The following is a 20,530-nucleotide window of genomic DNA, read 5'->3' on the forward strand; positions in this document are numbered from 1 at the left end:
AGAGTGAAGGAACATGAGTAAAAAACAAATTTATCTTTTTTGTGATGCAGGGATGTCTACAAGTATTATGGTGAATAAAATGATGGAAGTGGTGGAAAAACATCAAATGCCTTTAATGATTACTGCTTTTCCTATTGCAAGAGCACAAGAAGTGGTTGAAGCAGAGAAGCCTGTTGCTATTTTATTAGGACCACAAGTCCGTTTTTTATTAGAAAAAACAAAAGAACAATTTGCTCCTCAAGGGATTCCTGTTGCTGCAATTGCGCCAGAAATTTATGGCATGATGGATGGCGAAAAAGCATTGAAAGAAGCGCTGCGGTTAATTAAGCAAAATAAAAAATAATAGATAGGAGTGACGACCGTGCAAAAATTTTTGGATTGGTTAGAGCGCGTATTGACCCCTTTGGCAAAAGTGATAGGAGAAAATAAGTATTTAGTAGCGATTCGTGATGGCTTCCTTTTATCAACGCCCTTGTTGATTGTTGGTTCGGTCTTCTTATTAATTGCTAATTTTCCTTTGCCACAATGGGATACTTGGATGTCTCATTTTCTTGGTAAAGACTGGGCGACAATGATGTCTGTTCCAGCTAGTGCTAGTTTTGATGTAATGACCATTCTGGCCGTTGTCGGTATTGCCTATAGTTTAGGGAAACAATTCAATGTGGATGCAATGCAAGCAGGAATTATCGCATTGGTTTCATTTTTTATTGTAACGCCTTATCAAACATTATTTACACCGGAAAATAGTTCAAAGGTTTATGAAGTTACTAGTTTACCTTTAAAATGGATGGGTTCCAGTGGTTTGTTTTTAGGAATGATTGTCGCATTAATTGCGACTCGTTTATTTGTGGCCATTGTTCGTAAAGGGTGGACAATAAAAATGCCAGAAGGAGTGCCACCAACAGTGGTTAAGTCTTTTGAGGCCCTGATCCCGAGCTTTTTAGTTGTTACTCTCATGTTTTTAGTCAATTGGCTGGCTGCTTTAACTCCTTATGGTAATTTACAAGATGTTATTTTTGAATTTCTACAAACGCCCTTATTGAGTCTTGGTAATACCTTAGGTGCAATGAGTATTGCTTATTTATTTTTACACTTCTTTTGGTTCTTTGGCATTAACGGAGGTAGTGTGGTTGGCGCAGTCTTTAATCCTGTTTTGCGGGCATTGTCTGTTGAAAATTTACAAGCATTTAAAGACGGTCATGAAATTCCCAACATCATCACTGGACAATTTCAAGATATGTTTGCAACATTTGGAGGTGCCGGTTCCACACTCTCATTAATCATTGTGATGGTCTTATTCTGTAAAAGTCAACGAATTAAAAAGCTTTCGCAACTTTCACTAATTCCTGGTGTTTTTGGGATTAACGAACCAATCATTTTTGGGTTGCCAATTGTTTTAAATCCAATCCTTTTAATTCCATTTGTCTTAGTACCCGCAATTAATATTATTATTGCCTATTTTGCTATGGATTGGGGCTTAGTTCCATTGACGAATGGTATTCAATTGCCGTGGACGACCCCACCAATTATCTCAGGATTTTTAGTCAGCGGTTGGCAAGGATCAATTCTGCAAGCTCTCTTATTGGTACTAGGAATGTTCATTTACTATCCTTTTATTCGAGTTATGGATGACCAATATTTACGTGAAGAATGGAAAGCACAAGAAGAAGAGAGTGAAGAAATTGATTTTGATTCCTTTGACTTCGATGATTTATAAATAAGGAGGAAATAGGCGTGAAAAAAATCCTTTTAGTCTTAAACCACAGTTTAGCAGGATTTGGCAGTGATGAACAAGCTCAGCTGAAACCAAGTGGTAAAAAAGCTCCCTTAGGTCCAGGGGTAACATTGCTACCATTTTTACATAAGCAAGGAGCGGAAATTGTTGCGACACTTTATTGTGGAGACCAATATTATTTGGAAAACGAGGAAGAGGTAGCAAAGAAATTTATTGGCTTTGCAAAAAAGTTTCATGCCGATGCGGTTCTTTGTGGACCAGCCATGCATTATCCTAATTTTGGAGAAATGGCCGCTAGTCTAGCTTGTAAGTTTAATGCTGCGGGCATTCCTGCAATTGCAGCAATGGCAGAAGAAAATCCAGCAGTTAGTCACTATTATCAGCAAGTACCGATTGTGAAGATGCCGAAAAAGGGCGGCATTGGTTTAAATAATTCGTTTAAACAAATGGCGCAATTGGTCGTGGCAAAAGCAAATGGAAAAGAAACCAAACAGTTAGAAGAAACAAGTTGTTTTTAATTGTTGATAATCTAAAGAGAAATCCAGAATGAACGCATGATTGTGTTCGTTATGGATTTTTTGCTTTTGTTTAGCGAATGTATGTTCTATAATAGGGAGGCAGATAGGTGGGATTACGTGAAATCAACGAGAAAAATTGCGGTGCGTCAAGTGGTCGAATTTATTTTAAGGCGGGGAAGTATCGATTCTCGCCATGTGAGTGAACATACACCACAAGAAGGTAGTCGCCTTCATCGAATGTTGCAAAAGGAAGCGGGGAGCCTTTATCAAAAGGAAGTATCTTTAAAAATTGAGGTGCCTTTAAATGGACATAATTATTGTGTAGAAGGTCGTGCAGACGGCATTTTTGTGAAAGAAACTGGGCAAGTGGTCATTGATGAAATTAAAACATCCGAGCCAGCGTTTGAAGAATTGCCGCCAGAAAAGGTCGAATTGTTTTGGTATCAAGCGATGTGTTATGGTCACATGTATTGCCAGCAAGAACAACTTTCTGAAATAACGCTTCAACTCACTTATTATCAGACCACCACAAAACAAATCACACGACAAGAACGCCATTTTACAGAAGCTGCATTAGCGGAGTTTTTTACTGATTTGATGAAGCGCTATGAACAGTGGGTAATTTTTAAAGAAGAATGGCGTATTTTGAGAAATAAATCATTAAAAAATCTTAGTTTTCCTTATGGGGAGTATCGCAAAGGGCAACGAGAATTGGCGGTAGCCGTCTATAAAACAATTCTTAGTAAACAGCGGCTCTTCGTGGAAGCACCAACTGGAACAGGCAAGACAATGACCACTCTTTTTCCAGCGATGAAAGTAATTGGTGAAGAAGAAGGCGAACGGATTTTTTATTTAACAGCTAAGACCATCACGCGGCAAGTGGCTGAAGATGCCGTCAAAGCGCTGTCCGAAAAACAAGCGCAAACTAAGAGTATTACGTTAACAGCAAAAGATAAAATTTGTTTTTTAACTGAACGAAATTGTACACCAGAACATTGCCCGTTTGCTGACGGCTATTATGATCGTTTAAATGAGGGACTGTGGGATTTATTGCAACATGAAAATCATTTAACGAGAGAGGTTATTGAACGGTATGCACAAAAGCACCAATTGTGTCCATTCGAGTTGTCGCTAGATGCAAGTCTTTGGTGTGATTTAATTATTGGCGATTACAATTATCTATTTGATCCAACGGTTTATTTACGGCGCTTCTTTGAAGAACCCCAAAGTGCAGAAGAGAATATTTTTTTAGTGGATGAAACCCATAATTTGGTTAATCGTTCACGGGAGATGTATTCGGCCGCTATTTCTAGGAATGCGGTTTTGCAAATTCAAAAAAGATTGCAAAAAGAATCTGTTCAATTAAAAAGAGCTTGTCAAAAAGTCTTAACTACGTTTGATGATATTGAAGCAATCTGTGAAGAAAAAGACACGGATTTTTTTGCCCAACGCGCGCCAATTGATTCATTAGTTAAACAGATACATCGATTAACAGAAGTAATTGCAGAATGGTTGCCAGAAAATCAACACATTGAGGAATTGGCGTCGATTCTCAGTTTTTATTTTGATTGTTTAAGTTATCTTCGAATCAGCGAGTATTACGACAACGGCTTTTATACGTCTATTTCTTTGCGAAACTATGACTGCGTTGTGAAACAATTTTGTGTCGATCCTGCTTATTTATTGTCACAACGATTAGATAAAGGGAAAGCGAGTATCTTATTTTCGGCAAGTTTAACACCTCTGAATTATTATCAAGAAGTGCTTGGTGGAGGTGAAGAAAGCCTACGTTATCGGATTCCGTATCCTTTTCCAGAAGAAAATCAATTGTTGATGATTGGTAGTCATCTTCAAACAACCTATAAAAACCGTGAAAAAAGTTATCCACAGATTAGTGAACTTTTAGGGAAGTTAAGTGAAACAAAAACAGGTAATTATTTAATTTTCTTCCCTTCTTATGCCTATATGGATGATGTCTATCAAGTATTTAGCCAACGCTACCCGCAAGTAAAAACTCAAATTCAGGGAACGGACTTAAACGAAAAAGAGCGAGAAGCATTTTTAGCTGAATTTAAAGAGAATCCTCAAGAAACTTTCATCGGTTTTTGTGTTTTAGGTGGTATATTTTCAGAAGGAATTGACTTGAAAGGTACCCGATTGATTGGTACGATAATTGTTAGTGTCGGGCTACCACAAATGAATCCGGAGCAAGAACTGATTCGCACTTTTTATCAAGAAGAGCGAGGGCAAGGGTTTCAATTTGCGTATCAAATTCCTGGCATGAATAAAGTCTTGCAAGCGGCTGGACGTGTCATTCGAGATGCGCAAGATAAAGGCTTTGTGTTGTTATTAGACGAACGATTTGAATTACCAAGTGTCCAGCGTTTCTTTCCGCCGCATTGGTTGGCGCATCGAAAGGCAAACACCAATGAACAACTCATTCAACAAGTGAAACAATTTTGGTTAAAAAATAAAGAAAACAAAGGAGGAAACAAATGAAGACCATTTTAGTCCTTCATACAGGTGGGACCATTTCCATGTCGAAAGTAGCAGGAGGAAGTGTTGCCCCGAATGAAAAAAATCCGTTGATGGAACAAGAAGCATTATTTTCTGGCAAGGTTCATTTAGTTGTCGAAGATATTTTTAATATTCCCTCACCACACATGACCTTAGAACGGATGTTTCAATTAAAAGAACGGATTCAAAAAGCTTATTCTGAACCAATTGATGGCGTGGTTATTACGCATGGAACAGATACATTAGAAGAAACAGCTTATTTTTTAGATATAACCTTAGAGAAAAAAATCCCCATTGTTTTAACAGGAGCAATGCGGTCAAGTAACGAAATCGGTAGTGATGGCTTGTATAATTTCATCAGTGCTATTTGGACTGCTTGTTCAGACGAATCGTACGATAAAGGTGTTTTAGTCGTGATGAATGATGAAATTCATACGGCGCGTTATGTGACAAAAACACATACAACGAACGTAGCGACGTTTCGGACGCCAACTTTTGGACCAATAGGAACCATTGCGAAAGAACGTGCTTTTTTTGCGAAAGAGGTCTTACCGCAAGAAGTTTGCGATGTTTCTTCTGTGAAAGGAAATGTTCACGTAGTGAAGGCCTATGCGGGGATGGGTGAACGGATGTTTGAATTATTAAACACCCCAGAAACGGATGGGTTAGTAATTGAAGCGTTAGGTGCGGGCAATTTACCGCCAGAAACGCTCCCAGCATTACAAAAAATGCTAGATAACGGGATTCCAGTCGTTTTAGTTTCTCGTTGTTCCAATGGCATTGCTGAAGATATCTATGATTATGCTGGTGGTGGCGTTGGCTTGAAAAAAATGGGGGTCGTTTTTGCCCGTGGTTTAAACGGACCGAAAGCGCGGATTCGTTTAATTGTTGGTTTAAACAGCGAAAAAAATCCTGCAGAGTTAAAAGAATTTTTGGAACAGTAACTAATTTTAAGGAGAAAATAAATGAAGCTGTTTGAACGCATTCATCAAGATACTGAAATTCGACAAATTTATGATGCAATTGGTCAAATGGAAGATGAAGAAGCCGGGTGGGCATACCACAATTGGTTTCATGTAACCAATGTCGTGGCCATGACGGAAATGATTTTGAAACAACTTGCTGTTTCAGAGGAGTATTTAGAGGCGGCAAAAATTGCGGCACTGCTCCATGATGTGGGTGCGCTACAAGGAAAAGCAGGACATGCACTTCGTGGGAAACAATTTGCAGAAGCATATTTTCGTAAGCAAAAGATTTGTTTGCCTTATCAAGAAGAAATTTTATCTTCTATAGAAAATCATAGTAATGGCTTTGATTCGGAAGAGTTAATGACACTAGCGCTAATCATTAGTGATAAATTAGATATTACAACCTCTCGTGTTGCAAAGGCTGGTTATTTCGTGCCAGGAATGCGGCAATTTCAATTTTTAAAGAAAATTGAAATTATGCTTTCAGAACAAGAGGTTTGTGTCTCGTTTATGGCAGAAGAAGAACTGGATTTAGAAGAATTAAATGCGTTTTATTTTATGCCAAAGGTTTTCAAAGCAATTGCCGCTTTTTCAGGAAAAATCCAACGCCGACCAATCGTTTTATTGAATAATCAAGAATGGCCGGTACCAAAACAAAAAAATCCTTCAACTGTTCATTAACAGTTGAAGGATTTTTTTAGCGATAATTATTAAACTCAAGAGCCATTGGTAAATCTAATTCTCGTAAAAGAGCCATGACTTTTTGTAAATCATCCCGACTTTTTCCAGTTACCCGAATTTTGTCTTCTTGGATTTGTGACTTAACTTTAATCCCAGAGTTTTTGATAGCTGTGTTGATTTTTTTTGCATTTTCTTTATCAATACCACTGATTAAATCACCATATTGGCGAGTAGTACCGCCTAAGGCTTTTTCACTTTCTGAGAAATGAATATTTTTAATCGGAACATTGCGTTTGACTAATTTTCCAAATAAAATATCCTTCACTTGCTCGACTTTATAATCATCTTCAGCTACGACTACTAATTTATCGTTTTCCAATTTAATATCAGCAATTGACCCTTTAAAGTCAAAACGATTTTTCAATTCTTTCAAGGCAATTTGAATCGCGTTTTTGACTTCCTCCATATTGACCTCTGAAACTACATCAAAACTTGCTTCTTTTGCAGCCATGTAAAAACCTCCTAAAATATTCTTTGCTTCATCATATCATGAAATAGTAAAAAAGGTTAGGCTAGAATCATTTTGAATAGAGAAATAAGAAGATCAGTTTTTAGGGATATCTTTCCGCATTCTTTCATGGAAACGTTGCAAAAAAATTTTTTTCAATGTTCGCTTTTAGCCCCTTTTCTTTTAGGATAGAACCTGTTATTCTAAGTCAGAAGAATAGCGAAGGAGCGAAGAAAAATGAGTCGATTGGTTAGTACTTACCAAAGGAATGAATCGATAAAAAAAATAGCAGTGATGGCGATAACCGCTTTGACTTCTGCGGTCGGTTTGAATTTCTTTTTGATTCCGGCAAAAGTTTTTTCGGCAGGGATGAACGGAATTGCGCAAATCATTGCTACATTATTATATACAAATTTAGGAATCCATATTAATACAGGGATCTTCATTTTATTTTTAAACATTCCCGTCTTCATTCTAGGGTTTGTAAAATTAGGGAAACAATCAACGATTCTTAGTTTCATCAATGTTATTGGTATTTCCGTTGTCACTATGTTTGTGCCAATCGTAACAGTCACAACGAATCCTTTGATGAACGCAATTATGGGTGGTGTCTTAGTCGGCGTTGGCGCAGGGCTTTCATTGAAAATGGGCTTTAACACTGGCGGCATGGATATTATTTCACTGATTCTTTCAAAAACAACAGGGAAAACCGTTGGTAATTTTATGTTCTTATTAAATGGTATTATTGTGCTGTTGGCTGGTTTTGTATTTAACTGGGAAAGTGCGTTGTATACTATTATTTCTATTTACTGTTTGAGTCAGGTGGTCGACATGATTCATACCAGTCACCAAAAAGTCACAGCAATGATTGTCACCACGAGACCAGAAGCTGTTGCCTTAGAAGTTTCTCAACAAATCGCTCGTGGCATGACCTTGTTGCCTTCAATCGGCGGCTATTCAGGTGCAGAAGGTCGGATGATTATGATGGTCATTACTCGCTACGAACTCTATGATTTAGAACAAGCAGTTTACAGTATCGATGAGAATGCCTTTGTAAATATTTTACCAACACAATCGGTTTTAGGGCGTTTTGCCAATGAAGATGAACAACGGATTTTTCATAGTACAGGAACATTTCCTGAGCTTCAATCCTACAAGGTGAAACGTTATCCACCAAAGAAAAAATTAAAATAGCAAGTCGGCCTTCAGATCCCAAAGTGATAACGGGAAAACTGGAGGTTTTTTTATAAAAATGAAGGTTATGTGAAAGAATAGACAAAAATTTTCTGAAAAAGGGAATTTTACTAGAAAAGTGTCAGGAATTCTGCTAAAATAGAACCGTTGGTTAGGGAACACCTAACAAATAAAGTTTTTAAAAACTTAGGAGGAATTTTTTATGCCAGTAGTATCAGGAGCAGAATTCTTAAAAGCAGCACGTAAAGGCGGCTATGCAGTAGGTGGCTATAACACAAATAACTTAGAATGGACACAAGCGATTTTAGAAGCAGCAGAAGCTAAAAAAGCACCAGTTCTAATCCAAACATCAATGGGCGCTGCTAAATACATGGGCGGCTACAAAGTAGCTAAAGACATGATTACTAATTTAGTAGACTCAATGAATATCACAGTTCCAGTAGCAATTCACTTAGACCACGGTGACTACGAAGCTGCTTTAGAATGTATCGAAGTTGGCTATACTTCAATCATGTTTGATGGTTCTCACTTACCATTCGAAGAAAACTTAAAATTAGCGAAAGATGTAGTTGAAAAAGCTCACGCTAAAGGTATTTCTGTCGAATGTGAAGTTGGTTCAATCGGTGGTGAAGAAGACGGAATCATCGGTACTGGCGAATTAGCTGATATCGAAGAATGTAAACAAATGGTTGCTACAGGTATTGACTACTTAGCATGTGGTATCGGTAACATCCATGGTCAATATCCAGAAAACTGGAAAGGTTTAGCATTTGATCACTTACAAGCAATTGCTGAAGCTGTCGGTTCTGATGTACCTCTAGTATTACACGGAGGTTCTGGTATTCCTCAAGAACAAATTGAAAAAGCAATTTCAATGGGTATCTCAAAAGTTAACGTAAATACAGAATTCCAATTATCATTCGCTAAAGCAACGCGCGAATATATTGAAGCTGGTAAAGATTTAGAAGGTAAAGGATTTGACCCTCGTAAATTATTAGCACCAGGTAAAGCTGCAATCATCAAAGATGCAGAAGAACACATTGATTGGTTCGGTTCAGCTAACAAAGCTTAATCAACTAGTTACGTTAAAGACAGCCACAGCACGTGGCTGTCTTTTTTATTTTTTGTTATTTTTTCATTCTATTAAAATACCTGAGAAGTTTTCTTTTTTCTTAAGCTTGATTATGATAGAATGATTGGGTAGTTTATTTAGAAAACGTATATTACAGATAGGTGAGAATATAAATGAAAAAAATCGTAATCAATGGGAATCGTCCATTAAAGGGCGAAGTAACCATTAGCGGCGCCAAAAATAGTGTAGTCGCTTTAATTCCAGCTGCTATTTTAGCAGATTCGCCCGTGACTTTAGATGGCGTTCCTGACATTCAGGATGTTCACTCATTAATTGAAATTTTAGAAATTATGGGTGCTAAAATTACTTTTGAAAATAATACATTAATTATTGATCCAACAGAAGTTGTTTCTGTGCCAATGCCAAAAGGAAAAATCAATAGCTTACGTGCGTCCTATTATTTTATGGGCTCACTTCTTGGTCGATTTGGGGAAGGCGTTGTCGGCTTACCTGGCGGTTGTTACTTAGGACCTCGTCCAATTGATTTACATATCAAAGGATTTGAAGCATTAGGCGCTCATGTAACCAACGAACATGGGGCGATGTACTTGAGAACAGACGAAGCTGGCTTACAAGGAACACGAATTTTTATGGATATGGTATCTATTGGCGCTACAATCAATGTCATGTTAGCCGCAGTTAAAGCCAAAGGCAAAACGATTATTGAAAATGCTGCGCGTGAGCCAGAAATTATTGATATTGCTACATTATTAAATAACATGGGTGCAAAAGTTCGAGGAGCTGGAACGGACGTTATTCGGATTGAAGGTGTCGAAGAATTACATGGTTGTCGTCACTCGATTATTCCAGATCGAATTGAAGCTGGGACTTATTTAGCTATGGCAGCAGCTATGGGTGAAGGAATCAAAGTTCGAAATGTTATTTATGAGCATTTAGAAAGCTTCATTGCGAAATTGCAAGAAATGGGCGTTAAGATGACAATTGAAGAAGACATGATTGAAGTTCATCCGTCACATGATCTGAAAATGACGACGGTGAAAACCTATCCGTATCCTGGGTTTGCCACAGACTTGCAACAACCGTTAACGCCATTACTTTTAAAAGCGCAAGGAACTGGTGAAATTATTGATACAATTTATGCTCAACGAAATAAGCATATTCCTGAGTTGGTGCGGATGGGGGCCGATGCTTCGGTTGAAGGCAATATGATTATTTTAAATGGTCCAAATCAATTACATGGTGCAGAAGTAGTCGCCTCTGATTTACGGGCAGGCGCTTGCCTAGTCACTGCCGGCTTGATGGCTGAAGGTACGACCACGATTTATAATGTAGAATATATTTTACGTGGGTACGACCACATTATCGAAAAGTTAACTGCTTTGGGTGCTGATATTCAAATGCTAGAAACCGAAGAACAAGAAGGTCCGTTTGAGGTGGATCAATGAGCGACTATTTAACAATGGCTGAATTGGAAAACAGTACGTTAAAAGATATTTATGCGTACGCGAAAGAGTTTAAAATTCCTTATTATAGCCAAATGAACAAAAAAGAATTGTCTTTAGCTGTGATTCGTGCACAAGCTGAGAAGCAAGGGTTTTTCTTCATGGAAGGAATTTTAGATATTGTTTCTCAGGATGGTTATGGCTTTTTGCGGCCAATTAATTATGGACCAAGTGCAGAAGACATTTATATTTCTTCTTCTCAAATTCGTCGTTTCGGATTGAGAAATGGGGACAAAGTAGCTGGCAAGGCGCGTCCGCCAAAGGAATCAGAACGTTACTATGGACTCATGCATGTTGAAAGTGTCAATGGGAAAGATCCTGAAGAAGCGAAAGAGCGGCCACATTTTCCAGCGCTAACACCGTTGTATCCTGAAAAACAATTAACGTTAGAAACAACGGCTGGCAGATTATCAACACGAATGATTGATGTATTTGCACCAATTGGTTTTGGGCAACGTGGTTTAATTGTAGCGCCGCCAAAAGCGGGAAAAACAAGTGTTTTAAAGGAAATTGCTAATGGGATTACAGAAAATCATCCTGATGTGGAATTGATTCTGTTGTTAATTGACGAGCGTCCTGAAGAAGTGACTGATTTAGAGCGAAGCGTTAAAGGAGATGTGGTTTCTTCAACTTTTGATCAACAACCACAAAATCATACGCGAGTTGCTGAATTGGTTCTGGATCGAGCAATGCGCTTAGTTGAAGACAAACGGAACGTAGTTATTTTAATGGACAGCATCACTCGTTTAGCAAGGGCCTATAATTTAGTGGTCCCGCCTAGTGGTCGAACCTTAAGTGGCGGAATAGATCCAGCTGCGTTTTTCAAACCTAAACGATTTTTTGGTGCTGCCAGAAATATCGAAGAAGGGGGCAGTCTGACTATTTTAGCCACGGCATTGGTGGATACAGGTAGCCGAATGGATGATGTCATCTATGAAGAATTCAAAGGCACAGGCAACATGGAGCTCCATTTATCTCGTGAATTAGCAGAGCGCCGTATTTTCCCAGCAATTGATATTAAAAAATCAAGTACGCGAAAAGAAGAGTTGTTAATGACACCAGAACAACTAGAAGAAACGTGGAAATTGAGAAATAATATGTCAGGAGACTCGCTGGAATATACGGATCAATTCATAAAAATGTTGAAACGAACCCAAAATAATCAACAATTATTTGAAGTTTTCCATGATGTTTCGTTTGGCAAACAAATTAAAAGAAATCCAAAAAGATAATTGCATACCAACTGAAAACATGGTAAGATAGCATTGTTGTATACCGACAAAATAACTCTGATACAGCAAATGGATCAGGGCAAAGGAGCGAAAAAACGTATGAAACAAGATATCCATCCAAATTACCAACCAGTAGTATTCATGGATTCAACAACAGGTTTCAAATTCCTTTCAGGTTCAACTAAAGGATCTTCAGAAACTGTTGAATGGGAAGATGGCAACACTTATCCATTATTACGTGTTGAGGTTACTTCAGACTCACACCCATTCTACACTGGTCGTCAAAAATTCACACAAGCCGACGGACGTGTGGACCGTTTCAACAAAAAATACGGTCTCAAAGACGAAAACGCAAATCCAGACGCATAGTCTTTCAAAACATTGTTATGACAAGGTTTATAGAGGTTTTCCACTGTGGTGGGAAACCTCTATTTTTGCGTTAAATATGTAGTTTTAATTCAGAGAAAAGAAATAAAGCAACTTACCAATCTTTTCCTCTTTCTTTTCAAGATTATCCTTCCCAAAGGACAAAGATTGATCAGCATTGTTTCGCTGATTTGTTAGACTAGTAGGTACATTCAGCTTTATAAAGGAGATCTTGAAGAAATGAGTAGAAAAAAAGTCGGTGTTTTCTGTCTATTTCTGTTTTTCACATTTTTTATTATTGTTCCAAAAGTAGAAGCTACAGAAGAAATGAAGACTAAATTTACAGTAACGCCTGTTTTACCAGAAAATCAAGTGTCAGGAACATCAAGTTATTATGATTTAATTCTGGCACCAAAGCAATCTTCCACTATTGTCTTAGATATAAAAAATAAGACAGACGAAAAATTGTCCATCGTATTGACTCTAGCAAATGCATCAACAAATGATAATGGGTTGATTGTGTACAATGATTTTGATAAACCACTTGATTCATCGTTAAAGGTTCCGCTGACAGACTTGGTTACTTTAGAAAATGAGGAAGTGAGTGTGCCGCCTCATCAAACAGTATCAGCAAAGATGAAGGTGAAGGGACTTGATCAGCCTATCAAAGGAGTTGTTTTAGGCGGGGTTTATGCGCATCTCAAAGATGAAAAAACAGAGGGAGAGAACCAAACAACGGGATTAACCAGTCGCTACGGGTTTAATGTTGCGATTGCCATGAGGAGTGCTGAGAATGCTCCTTTAACAGAGGTGAACCAACTGAAATTAGCGAAAGTAACACCTACAATTGCTTTAGGGGCCAAATCGCTAAAGGCGGTCATTCAAAATCCGTATGCTGCTATTTTTCCAGAGGTTCGTTTAGAAGGTCAAGTGATAAAAAAAGGATCCTCTAAAAAAATTGCACAACGGACACTAAAAAATGTTCGCTTTGCCCCAAATAGTTCCATGAATTTTCATCTTGATTTGGGTAAACAACCGCTAGATGCTGGGACTTATATATTTACAGGACGTGCTATTTTACAACAAGATGAACAACAGTCTTGGCCTTTTCAACAAGAATTTACGATTAACACTCGTGAAGCAAAAAAATTGAATCAAGAAGCTACGGTCAAATGGGTCCTACCTACATGGTGGTTACCGACTTTCTACACGTTGTTAGTAATCACAATTGGGGCAATTTATAGTGTCATTTGGCGCAATAATTATCAAAAAACAAGCGAAAAGGAGAGTGAGAATAATGGCTAGTTGGTTTTGGTTGTCTGGCGGTTTAGCGGTCATTTGTTTTATGTTTTTCCTCTTTTCTTTGCTGACTAGTATGAGTTTTATTCAGCATGCAAAAGAACCCAGAAGTATTCTAAAAGAAACGCTTTTGAGTTGGTTAATGCTTTTACTTAGTGGTGGGTGGATTACAATCGGACTATTGTTATATTTTTCGCTAAAGAACCAATAAACAAAAAACGAGCATTCATTGTTAGATAACCGTGAATGCTCGTTTTTTTGTTTTAGGAAAATGCTCTTTAGCAACTTGCCAGATTTCATTGGGCAACCTGACTGAAATTGTTAAATTGTTCTGTCGAAACGGAAAAAAAGTGGTAAACTAAACGTGTATGTTAGTTATTTAATCAAAAGTAATGTATCCGCTTACTTATAAAATGGAAACGAAGGAGCATATTGCAATGACAGAAAAACTTTTAGGAAGTATCGAAGCCGGTGGCACAAAATTTGTATGTGGCGTTGGGACAGATGATTTGACCATTATGGAACGTGTCAGTTTTCCCACAACAACCCCAGAAGAAACAATGAAAAAAGTAATAGAATTTTTCCAACAATATCCTTTAAAAGCGATTGGGATTGGTTCGTTTGGTCCGATTGATATTCACGTTGATTCTCCTACGTATGGTTATATCACTTCTACACCAAAATTAGCTTGGCGTAACTTTGACTTGTTAGGGACTATGAAACAACATTTTGATGTGCCAATGGCTTGGACAACGGATGTGAATGCTGCGGCATATGGTGAGTATGTTGCTGGAAATGGGCAACATACATCTAGTTGTGTATATTATACAATTGGAACTGGTGTTGGCGCTGGAGCGATTCAAAACGGTGAGTTTATTGAAGGCTTTAGCCACCCAGAAATGGGGCATGCGTTAGTCCGTCGTCATCCTGAAGATACGTATGCAGGAAATTGTCCTTATCATGGAGATTGTTTAGAAGGGATTGCAGCAGGACCAGCAGTTGAAGGTCGTTCTGGTAAAAAAGGTCATTTATTGGAAGAGGATCATAAAACTTGGGAACTAGAAGCTTATTATTTAGCGCAAGCAGCGTACAATACTACTTTATTATTAGCGCCAGAAGTGATCATTTTAGGCGGCGGCGTCATGAAACAACGTCATTTGATGCCGAAAGTTCGTGAAAAATTTGCTGAATTAGTCAATGGATACGTGGAAACACCGCCTTTAGAAAAATACTTGGTGACGCCTCTTTTAGAAGATAATCCAGGAACAATTGGTTGCTTTGCCTTGGCAAAAAAAGCTTTAATGGCTCAAAATTAACCATTTATTCGTAGTTCATGCATTATATTTGAAGGAAATGGCTAAGAATGATACTCTTATTATGTAATTAATTATTTAGGAGGGATTAGCATGGCAGATTTAAAAGGACGTTTTGACGATGCAAAAGATAAAGTAGAAGGTACTGCAAAAGAAGCGCAAGGCAAAGTTACGGATGATAAAGGCAAAGAACTTGAAGGAAAAGCTCAATCAACCTTTGCTGACGTAAAAGACAAAGCACGTGATGCCGGCGACGACCTTAAAGAAGGCGCTGAAAAATTAACTGATAAAGTTAAAGAAGGCTTTGAAGACTTAAAAGACAAATTTAGTAAAGATAAATAAAAATTAACAAAAGAGGGTGGGCTTACGTTATTTCAACGTAAGCCCACCCTCTTTTGTTTAGACATCAAATCCTTGTTTTTGCAAGAAAATTTTTACTTCTGGGCGACGATTATAAGAAAAATAGGACAAAGACTTCTGTGACCAATCCGCTGTTTGGGCGTTACTTGAGCGGCTGGCATAGTAATCTTTTAATAATTCATCGTACGCGTGCATATCTGTCAATTTGTCTGATTGGTAGCGATTTTCGCTTAAAATATTTTCAAAAGGCATCCGTGGTTTTACACCATTTAACGTTTCTGGTACACCGATTGTTAATCCAAAAAGTGGTACAGTTAATTCAGGCAAAGATAAGCGTTGGGCTACTGTGTCTAAGTCATTTCGAATGCCGCCAATATAACAAATCCCTAAATCCATAGATTCAGCCGCAATGGCCATGTTTTGCGCAGCAATCGTTGTATCAACGGCAGCTACTAATAATGATTCTGGTGTCTTTAAGGGTTCTAATGATTGCCCCTCTTTTGACAAAATCGTTGCATGACGATACAAATCAGCAACAAAAACATAGAACACACCAGTGTTAACAACATAGTCTTCACAATTCGCTAAACGTCCCAATTCTCTGCGTAGCTCAGGATCTTTGATTTCTATAATTGTATAAGCTTGTAAAAAATTGGAGCTTGACCCTGCTTGAGCTGCAGTAATTAACTGTTGTTTCTGCTTGTCCGTTAACGCTTGCTTTTTAAAATGACGAACGGAACGGTGACTTAGTAATTGTTCGATTGTTTGATTCATAAAAAACCTCCGTTTAAATTAAGAAAGAGAACAGAAAAACCCACAAGCTTAATAGTGGGTTTCTCTGTCGTTAATTGCTAAAGATTACAGAATACGTTCAAATGGATCTAAACTAATTCCTTGGTCTAAGACGATTTTTGCGTATTCTTTCGCTGCAAATAAAGAATGATCTTTGTAGTTTCCACACTCTTTTGCAGAGACTGCTGGAACAACTTCTGTATTGATTACTTTGTTTAAAACGTTGACTAATGCATCACGGATTTCTTGTGGTGAATGTTGATCCCACATAATCATATAAAAACCAGTGCGGCAACCCATTGGCGAAATGTCAATGATTCCTTTTAATTCATCACGCATGTTAACTGCTAATAAATGTTCCAACGTGTGTAATGCGCCTGTTGGTAGGGCATCTTTGTTTGGTTGTAAGAAACGTAAGTCATATTTTTCGACTAACGCATCACCATTTTGTTCTGTGCCAGCAAGGCGAACATATGGTGCTTTTACTGTGTTGTGATCTAATTCAAAACTTTCTACGCGTGCCATGAAATTTCGCTCCCTTTATAATTAAATTCGTTTTAACTATAACAAATTTAAGTCAAAAGTCAATGGATAGTCCTTTGATGGGTAATAGTTTTAAAATATCATGGGAAAATCAAAAAATCATTTTTTTGACTATGTAGGTTTTTTCAATACTATGGTAAAATAGGACAAGTAGCTTTTACAAGAAGGTAAGAGGGGAGTATGAAAATATGGGAAAAGAATATCATGTTGCCGTGGTAGGAGCAACAGGTGCTGTCGGGACAAGAATGATTGAATTGTTAGCAGAAACAAGTTTGCCAATTGCCAGTGTGAGGTTATTGGCGTCTAAGCGTTCTGCTGGACAAGAGATTCAGTTTAAAGGGCAACCTCTTATCGTGGAAGAATTAGTCCCGGAATCATTTGAAGGAATCGATTTAGCATTATTTAGTGCTGGTGGGAGTATTTCCGAAAAGTTTGCACCAGAAGCAGTTAAGCGCGGAGCTGTCGTTGTTGACAACACTAGCCATTTTAGAATGGCAAAAGATGTTCCTTTAGTTGTTCCAGAAGTGAACTCGGAAGCCTTGAAAAATCATCAGGGAATTATCGCAAATCCCAATTGTTCTACGATTCAAATGATGGTGGCCTTGGAACCAATTCGGCAAGCGTTTGGCTTAGAACGAATCATCGTTTCAACGTATCAAGCTGTGAGTGGCGCAGGTATCCGTGCAATTAATGAGCTAAAAGAACAAGCCAAAGATTTTTTAGAGGGAAAACCTGTCAGCGAATGGTCAGCTGAAATTTTGCCAGCTGGCAGTGACAAAAAACATTATCCAATTGCTTTTAATGCGTTACCTCAAATTGATGTTTTTTCAGAAGCAGGGTATACCTACGAAGAATGGAAAATGATGAATGAAACAAAAAAAATCATGGGAGACAACAAGCTAAAAGTCGTTGCCACCTGTGTCCGTATTCCGGTAATTTCAGGACATTCTGAATCTGTTTATATAGAAGTGAAACAAGCAGATGCATCGGTCTCAGCCATCCAAGAATTAATGGCGCAAGCTCCAGGTGTAATTTTGCAAGATGAGCCAAGTGAACAACTATATCCACAAGCGCTAAATAGCGTCAACCAGAAAGAAACATTTGTCGGCCGTATTCGTCAAGACGTTGACGTGAAGAACGGTTTCCATTTATGGATTGTGTCAGACAACCTATTAAAAGGAGCTGCTTGGAACTCGGTCCAAATTGCTGAAACGCTACACGAAATGAATTTACTTCGTGTACCTGAAAACGACTAGAAGGTTTGTATTGTATACTCGGGAGGGAATAGGATGGATTTAACGAATGCAACAATTATTACGGCAATGGTTACGCCGTTTCAAGAATCGGGAGAAATAGATTTTGGTAAACTGCCGCAATTGGTAGACTATTTATTGGCCAATCATACAGAAGGCGTTATTTTAGCAGGAACAACTGGTGAATCACCCACGTTAACTCATGAAGAAGAATTACAATTATTCCAGCGAATTATTGAACTGATCGATGGACGTATTCCGATTATTTGTGGTGTGGGTACAAATGATACACGTGACTCAGTCGCTTTTGTGAAAGAGTTAGCGACAATCGCTGGTATTGATGCTGTTTTAGCGGTTGTTCCTTATTATAATAAACCAAATCAAGAAGGTATGTATCAACATTTTAAAACCATCGCAGAAGCAAGTGAACTGCCAATTATTTTGTATAATGTTCCTGGTAGAACGGCTGCATCTCTAGAGGTGGAAACTACTTTGCGCTTAGCACAATTGGAAAAAATTGTGGCGATTAAAGAATGTGCAGGGTTAGATGCAATTACTGAGTTGATTGAAAGAGCGCCAAAAGACTTTCTAGTGTATACTGGAGAAGACGGGTTGGCTTTTGCCACCAAGGCACTTGGCGGACAAGGGGTTATTTCGGTAGCCAGTCATGTCTTCGGTTCGTCAATGTATGAGATGTATCAAGCGCTGGAGCAGTGGAACTTGCCGGAAGCGGCTAAAATTCAACGACAGTTATTACCAAAAATGAACGCATTGTTTTCAGTGCCTTCGCCGGCACCCGTGAAAGCGGCCTTAAATCATTTAGGTATTCCTGTTGGAAATTTACGTTTACCTCTAGTTGCTTGTACACCAGAAGAAGAGCAAAGAATTATTCGCACGTTAGAGATTTAAAGAACGTGTAATCATAGAGAGGTGAAAAGAGTGAGTACAATAAAAATCGTTCCATTAGGCGGCGTTCGTGAAAATGGAAAAAATATGTACGTTGCTGAAGTGGAAGATGAAATTTTTGTACTGGATTGTGGATTACAATATCCAGAGAACGAACTTTTAGGAATTGACGTTGTCATTCCGGATTTTACGTATTTAGAAGAAAATAGTGAACGAATTGCAGGGGTCTTTTTAACACATGGCCATGCAGATGCAATTGGGGCCTTACCGTATTTGCTTTCAAAAATTCAAGTGCCTGTTTTTGGGACAGAATTAACGATTGAACTAGCAAAACTAAGTGTCAACAGTCATGCGGAAACGAAGAAATTTAAAGATTTCCATGTGATTGACCCGCATACAGAAATTGATTTTGGTCAAGCAACGGTGAGCTTCTTTAAAACAACGCACACCATTCCAGATTCGATTGGCGTTAGCATCAAAACTAAAGAAGGCAACATTGTTTATACTGGTGATTTTAAATTTGATCAAAGTGCGATTGAGATGTATCAAACCGATTACGGCCGCTTAGCTGAAATTGGGAAAGAAGGCGTCTTGGCGTTACTTAGTGATTCATCAAATGCTGAAAACCCAGCCCAAGTTGCATCGGAAGCCCAAATCGCTGATGAAGTGTTCGACACGATTCGCTATTGGGAAGGACGAATCATCGTGGCATGTGTGGCAAGTAATTTGCAACGGGTCCAACAAGTATTGAATGCAGCGGATCGTTCTGGTCGTAAAGTCGTTTTGACAGGCCAAGATTTTGAACGGATTATTCGGACGGCGATGAAATTGGAAAAATTACAATTGCCAAGCGAAGATCTATTAGTGAAACCAAAAGAAATGAAAAAATATGCACCCGAACAGTTATTAATTTTAGAAACAGGCCGGATGGGAGAACCTATTAAGTCACTTCAAAAAATGGCTAATAATACACATGGTGTCGTTCGAATTGAAGAAGGCGATTTAGTTTATATTACGACAACGCCGACAACGGCCATGGAAACAACGGTTGCCAAAACAGAGGATATTGTCTATCGGGCCGGTGCTACGGTGAAGCAAATTTCCGACAATTTACGTGTGTCTGGTCACGCTAATCCGAATGACTTGCAATTGATGCTGAACTTAATGAAACCAAAATATTTCATTCCTGTCCAAGGTGAATACCGTCAGTTAGCTGCGCATGCGGACTTAGCACACGAAATTGGCATGCCTTATAAAGATATCTTTATTACAGGTCGTGGGGACATTTTAGAGTATACAAAAGGTAGAATGTCGGTAGCTGGCAGCACAACGGCCGAAAATATTATGATTGACGGGATTGGTGTCGGCGATATTGGTAATATCGTTTTACGAGATCGTCGTATTCTTTCCGAAGATGGTATTTTTGTGGCTGTTGTGACAATTAATCGCCGAGAAAAACGAATTGTTTCACCAGCTAAAATTACTTCTAGAGGTTTTGTTTACGTTAAAACAAGTAAAGACCTAATGAAAGAAAGTAGCAATATTGTTACAGAAATTGTTGAAAAACATTTAGAAAGTGACGATTTTGAATGGAGCAAACTGAAACAAGAAATCCGCGAAAACTTAAGCCGTTATTTATTTGAACAAACCAAACGTCGTCCTGTGATCTTACCAGTTATCATGGAAGCGACGCAACGCAAGCGTCCCAAAAATAACGCATAGTTCGTCCCGATAAAAGCAGGTGATTTTA

General features: G+C 38.3%; 21 protein-coding genes. 18 read left to right on the plus strand and 3 right to left on the minus strand.

Annotated features, from left to right (window positions below; genetic code table 11):
- Positions 1–13: 13 nt before the first annotated feature.
- Genes IGJ24_RS04590 through IGJ24_RS04615 form a run of 6 tightly spaced genes read left to right on the plus strand, consistent with a single transcriptional unit; the run spans position 14 to position 6,419 of the window.
- On the plus strand, positions 14–343 hold the full coding sequence (locus IGJ24_RS04590; RefSeq protein WP_002357981.1) for a PTS sugar transporter subunit IIB: 330 nt from the start codon (positions 14–16) through the stop codon (positions 341–343).
- Between the two features lie 18 nt (positions 344–361).
- A complete protein-coding gene (celB, locus tag IGJ24_RS04595) occupies positions 362–1,717 on the plus strand; it encodes a PTS cellobiose transporter subunit IIC (protein WP_033624912.1) in 1,356 nt (451 codons plus the stop codon).
- Between the two features lie 17 nt (positions 1,718–1,734).
- Positions 1,735–2,253 carry a GrdB-related putative oxidoreductase gene (locus tag IGJ24_RS04600; RefSeq protein WP_289865590.1) on the plus strand — a complete coding sequence of 173 codons (519 nt, stop codon included), beginning with the start codon at positions 1,735–1,737 and terminating at the stop codon, positions 2,251–2,253.
- A 36-nt stretch (positions 2,254–2,289) separates the two neighbouring features.
- Positions 2,290–4,752 (plus strand): helicase C-terminal domain-containing protein, encoded by a 2,463-nt coding sequence (locus IGJ24_RS04605; protein WP_438775361.1) that lies wholly within the window; start codon positions 2,290–2,292, stop codon positions 4,750–4,752.
- Positions 4,749–5,714 (plus strand): asparaginase, encoded by a 966-nt coding sequence (locus IGJ24_RS04610; RefSeq protein WP_002357976.1) that lies wholly within the window; start codon positions 4,749–4,751, stop codon positions 5,712–5,714. Before IGJ24_RS04605 ends, IGJ24_RS04610 begins: the two co-directional genes overlap by 4 nt.
- Positions 5,715–5,735: 21 nt before the next feature.
- Positions 5,736–6,419, plus strand: coding sequence for an HD domain-containing protein (locus IGJ24_RS04615; RefSeq protein WP_289865588.1), 684 nt, complete (start codon positions 5,736–5,738; stop codon positions 6,417–6,419).
- A gap of 16 nt (positions 6,420–6,435) precedes the next feature.
- Here IGJ24_RS04615 and IGJ24_RS04620 read toward each other — a convergent pair whose 3' ends face one another.
- Positions 6,436–6,930 (minus strand): YajQ family cyclic di-GMP-binding protein, encoded by a 495-nt coding sequence (locus tag IGJ24_RS04620; RefSeq protein WP_289865587.1) that lies wholly within the window; start codon positions 6,928–6,930, stop codon positions 6,436–6,438.
- A 234-nt stretch (positions 6,931–7,164) separates the two neighbouring features.
- On the opposite strand from IGJ24_RS04620, the gene IGJ24_RS04625 reads away from it, so the two are divergent.
- The 9 genes from IGJ24_RS04625 to IGJ24_RS04665 all read left to right on the plus strand — a co-directional run bounded on the left by IGJ24_RS04625 (position 7,165) and on the right by IGJ24_RS04665 (position 15,268).
- Positions 7,165–8,121: a YitT family protein gene (locus tag IGJ24_RS04625; protein WP_002381974.1), complete on the plus strand. Its 957-nt coding sequence runs from the start codon at positions 7,165–7,167 to the stop codon at positions 8,119–8,121.
- 202 nt (positions 8,122–8,323) lie between these two features.
- On the plus strand, positions 8,324–9,193 hold the full coding sequence (locus tag IGJ24_RS04630) for a class II fructose-bisphosphate aldolase (protein WP_002357972.1): 870 nt from the start codon (positions 8,324–8,326) through the stop codon (positions 9,191–9,193).
- Positions 9,194–9,366: 173 nt separating this feature from the next.
- Positions 9,367–10,659: a UDP-N-acetylglucosamine 1-carboxyvinyltransferase gene (locus tag IGJ24_RS04635; protein WP_002357969.1), complete on the plus strand. Its 1,293-nt coding sequence runs from the start codon at positions 9,367–9,369 to the stop codon at positions 10,657–10,659.
- Positions 10,656–11,948, plus strand: coding sequence for a transcription termination factor Rho (gene rho, locus IGJ24_RS04640; RefSeq protein ID WP_129193558.1), 1,293 nt, complete (start codon positions 10,656–10,658; stop codon positions 11,946–11,948). Before IGJ24_RS04635 ends, rho begins: the two co-directional genes overlap by 4 nt.
- 99 nt (positions 11,949–12,047) lie before the next feature.
- On the plus strand, positions 12,048–12,317 hold the full coding sequence (locus IGJ24_RS04645) for a type B 50S ribosomal protein L31 (protein WP_002357967.1): 270 nt from the start codon (positions 12,048–12,050) through the stop codon (positions 12,315–12,317).
- Positions 12,318–12,554: 237 nt separating this feature from the next.
- Positions 12,555–13,619, plus strand: coding sequence for a DUF916 and DUF3324 domain-containing protein (locus tag IGJ24_RS04650; protein WP_289865586.1), 1,065 nt, complete (start codon positions 12,555–12,557; stop codon positions 13,617–13,619).
- The gene (locus IGJ24_RS04655; RefSeq protein ID WP_002357965.1) at positions 13,612–13,824 is read left to right on the plus strand and encodes a hypothetical protein; all 213 of its coding nucleotides are present in this window, start codon (positions 13,612–13,614) and stop codon (positions 13,822–13,824) included. The genes IGJ24_RS04650 and IGJ24_RS04655 overlap by 8 nt, the downstream gene beginning before the upstream one ends.
- 226 nt (positions 13,825–14,050) lie before the next feature.
- Entirely contained in the window at positions 14,051–14,929 is an 879-nt protein-coding gene (gene scrK / locus IGJ24_RS04660) for a fructokinase ScrK (protein WP_289865585.1), read from the plus strand.
- A gap of 90 nt (positions 14,930–15,019) precedes the next feature.
- Positions 15,020–15,268, plus strand: a complete 249-nt coding sequence (locus IGJ24_RS04665) for a YtxH domain-containing protein (RefSeq protein WP_002357962.1) — start codon at positions 15,020–15,022, stop codon at positions 15,266–15,268.
- A gap of 57 nt (positions 15,269–15,325) precedes the next feature.
- On the opposite strand, the gene nfsA is transcribed toward IGJ24_RS04665, so the two are convergent.
- Together nfsA and IGJ24_RS04675 are read right to left on the minus strand one after the other, a co-directional pair.
- A complete protein-coding gene (nfsA, locus tag IGJ24_RS04670) occupies positions 15,326–16,060 on the minus strand; it encodes an oxygen-insensitive NADPH nitroreductase (RefSeq protein ID WP_016626425.1) in 735 nt (244 codons plus the stop codon).
- Positions 16,061–16,144: 84 nt separating this feature from the next.
- A complete protein-coding gene (locus IGJ24_RS04675) occupies positions 16,145–16,603 on the minus strand; it encodes an S-ribosylhomocysteine lyase (RefSeq protein WP_002357960.1) in 459 nt (152 codons plus the stop codon).
- A 206-nt stretch (positions 16,604–16,809) separates the two neighbouring features.
- Between IGJ24_RS04675 and IGJ24_RS04680 the strand changes: the two genes are divergently transcribed.
- From IGJ24_RS04680 to IGJ24_RS04690, 3 genes are read left to right on the plus strand one after another with little or no spacing between them, the layout of a single operon-like run.
- Entirely contained in the window at positions 16,810–17,877 is a 1,068-nt protein-coding gene (locus IGJ24_RS04680) for an aspartate-semialdehyde dehydrogenase (RefSeq protein ID WP_289865584.1), read from the plus strand.
- Between the two features lie 33 nt (positions 17,878–17,910).
- On the plus strand, positions 17,911–18,783 hold the full coding sequence (gene dapA / locus IGJ24_RS04685; RefSeq protein WP_289865583.1) for a 4-hydroxy-tetrahydrodipicolinate synthase: 873 nt from the start codon (positions 17,911–17,913) through the stop codon (positions 18,781–18,783).
- A gap of 30 nt (positions 18,784–18,813) precedes the next feature.
- Positions 18,814–20,502: a ribonuclease J gene (locus IGJ24_RS04690; protein ID WP_002357956.1), complete on the plus strand. Its 1,689-nt coding sequence runs from the start codon at positions 18,814–18,816 to the stop codon at positions 20,500–20,502.
- The last annotated feature ends 28 nt before the right edge of the window (positions 20,503–20,530 follow it).

The organism is Enterococcus sp. DIV0546 (assembly GCF_051712785.1).
GTDB lineage: Bacteria > Bacillota > Bacilli > Lactobacillales > Enterococcaceae > Enterococcus > Enterococcus faecalis.

Bases quoted from the DNA above. Each gene is read 5' to 3' on its own strand.
- IGJ24_RS04590 (WP_002357981.1), top strand. From the start codon at position 14: ATGAGTAAAAAACAAATTTATCTTTTTTGTGATGCAGGGATGTCTACA.
- IGJ24_RS04605 (WP_438775361.1), top strand. From the start codon at position 2,290: ATGATTGTGTTCGTTATGGATTTTTTGCTTTTGTTTAGCGAATGTATG.
- IGJ24_RS04610 (WP_002357976.1), top strand. From the start codon at position 4,749: ATGAAGACCATTTTAGTCCTTCATACAGGTGGGACCATTTCCATGTCG.
- IGJ24_RS04615 (WP_289865588.1), top strand. From the start codon at position 5,736: ATGAAGCTGTTTGAACGCATTCATCAAGATACTGAAATTCGACAAATT.
- IGJ24_RS04620 (WP_289865587.1), bottom strand. From the start codon at position 6,930: ATGGCTGCAAAAGAAGCAAGTTTTGATGTAGTTTCAGAGGTCAATATG.
- IGJ24_RS04625 (WP_002381974.1), top strand. From the start codon at position 7,165: ATGAGTCGATTGGTTAGTACTTACCAAAGGAATGAATCGATAAAAAAA.
- IGJ24_RS04630 (WP_002357972.1), top strand. From the start codon at position 8,324: ATGCCAGTAGTATCAGGAGCAGAATTCTTAAAAGCAGCACGTAAAGGC.
- IGJ24_RS04635 (WP_002357969.1), top strand. From the start codon at position 9,367: ATGAAAAAAATCGTAATCAATGGGAATCGTCCATTAAAGGGCGAAGTA.
- rho (WP_129193558.1), top strand. From the start codon at position 10,656: ATGAGCGACTATTTAACAATGGCTGAATTGGAAAACAGTACGTTAAAA.
- IGJ24_RS04645 (WP_002357967.1), top strand. From the start codon at position 12,048: ATGAAACAAGATATCCATCCAAATTACCAACCAGTAGTATTCATGGAT.
- IGJ24_RS04650 (WP_289865586.1), top strand. From the start codon at position 12,555: ATGAGTAGAAAAAAAGTCGGTGTTTTCTGTCTATTTCTGTTTTTCACA.
- IGJ24_RS04655 (WP_002357965.1), top strand. From the start codon at position 13,612: ATGGCTAGTTGGTTTTGGTTGTCTGGCGGTTTAGCGGTCATTTGTTTT.
- scrK (WP_289865585.1), top strand. From the start codon at position 14,051: ATGACAGAAAAACTTTTAGGAAGTATCGAAGCCGGTGGCACAAAATTT.
- IGJ24_RS04665 (WP_002357962.1), top strand. From the start codon at position 15,020: ATGGCAGATTTAAAAGGACGTTTTGACGATGCAAAAGATAAAGTAGAA.
- nfsA (WP_016626425.1), bottom strand. From the start codon at position 16,060: ATGAATCAAACAATCGAACAATTACTAAGTCACCGTTCCGTTCGTCAT.
- IGJ24_RS04675 (WP_002357960.1), bottom strand. From the start codon at position 16,603: ATGGCACGCGTAGAAAGTTTTGAATTAGATCACAACACAGTAAAAGCA.
- IGJ24_RS04680 (WP_289865584.1), top strand. From the start codon at position 16,810: ATGGGAAAAGAATATCATGTTGCCGTGGTAGGAGCAACAGGTGCTGTC.
- dapA (WP_289865583.1), top strand. From the start codon at position 17,911: ATGGATTTAACGAATGCAACAATTATTACGGCAATGGTTACGCCGTTT.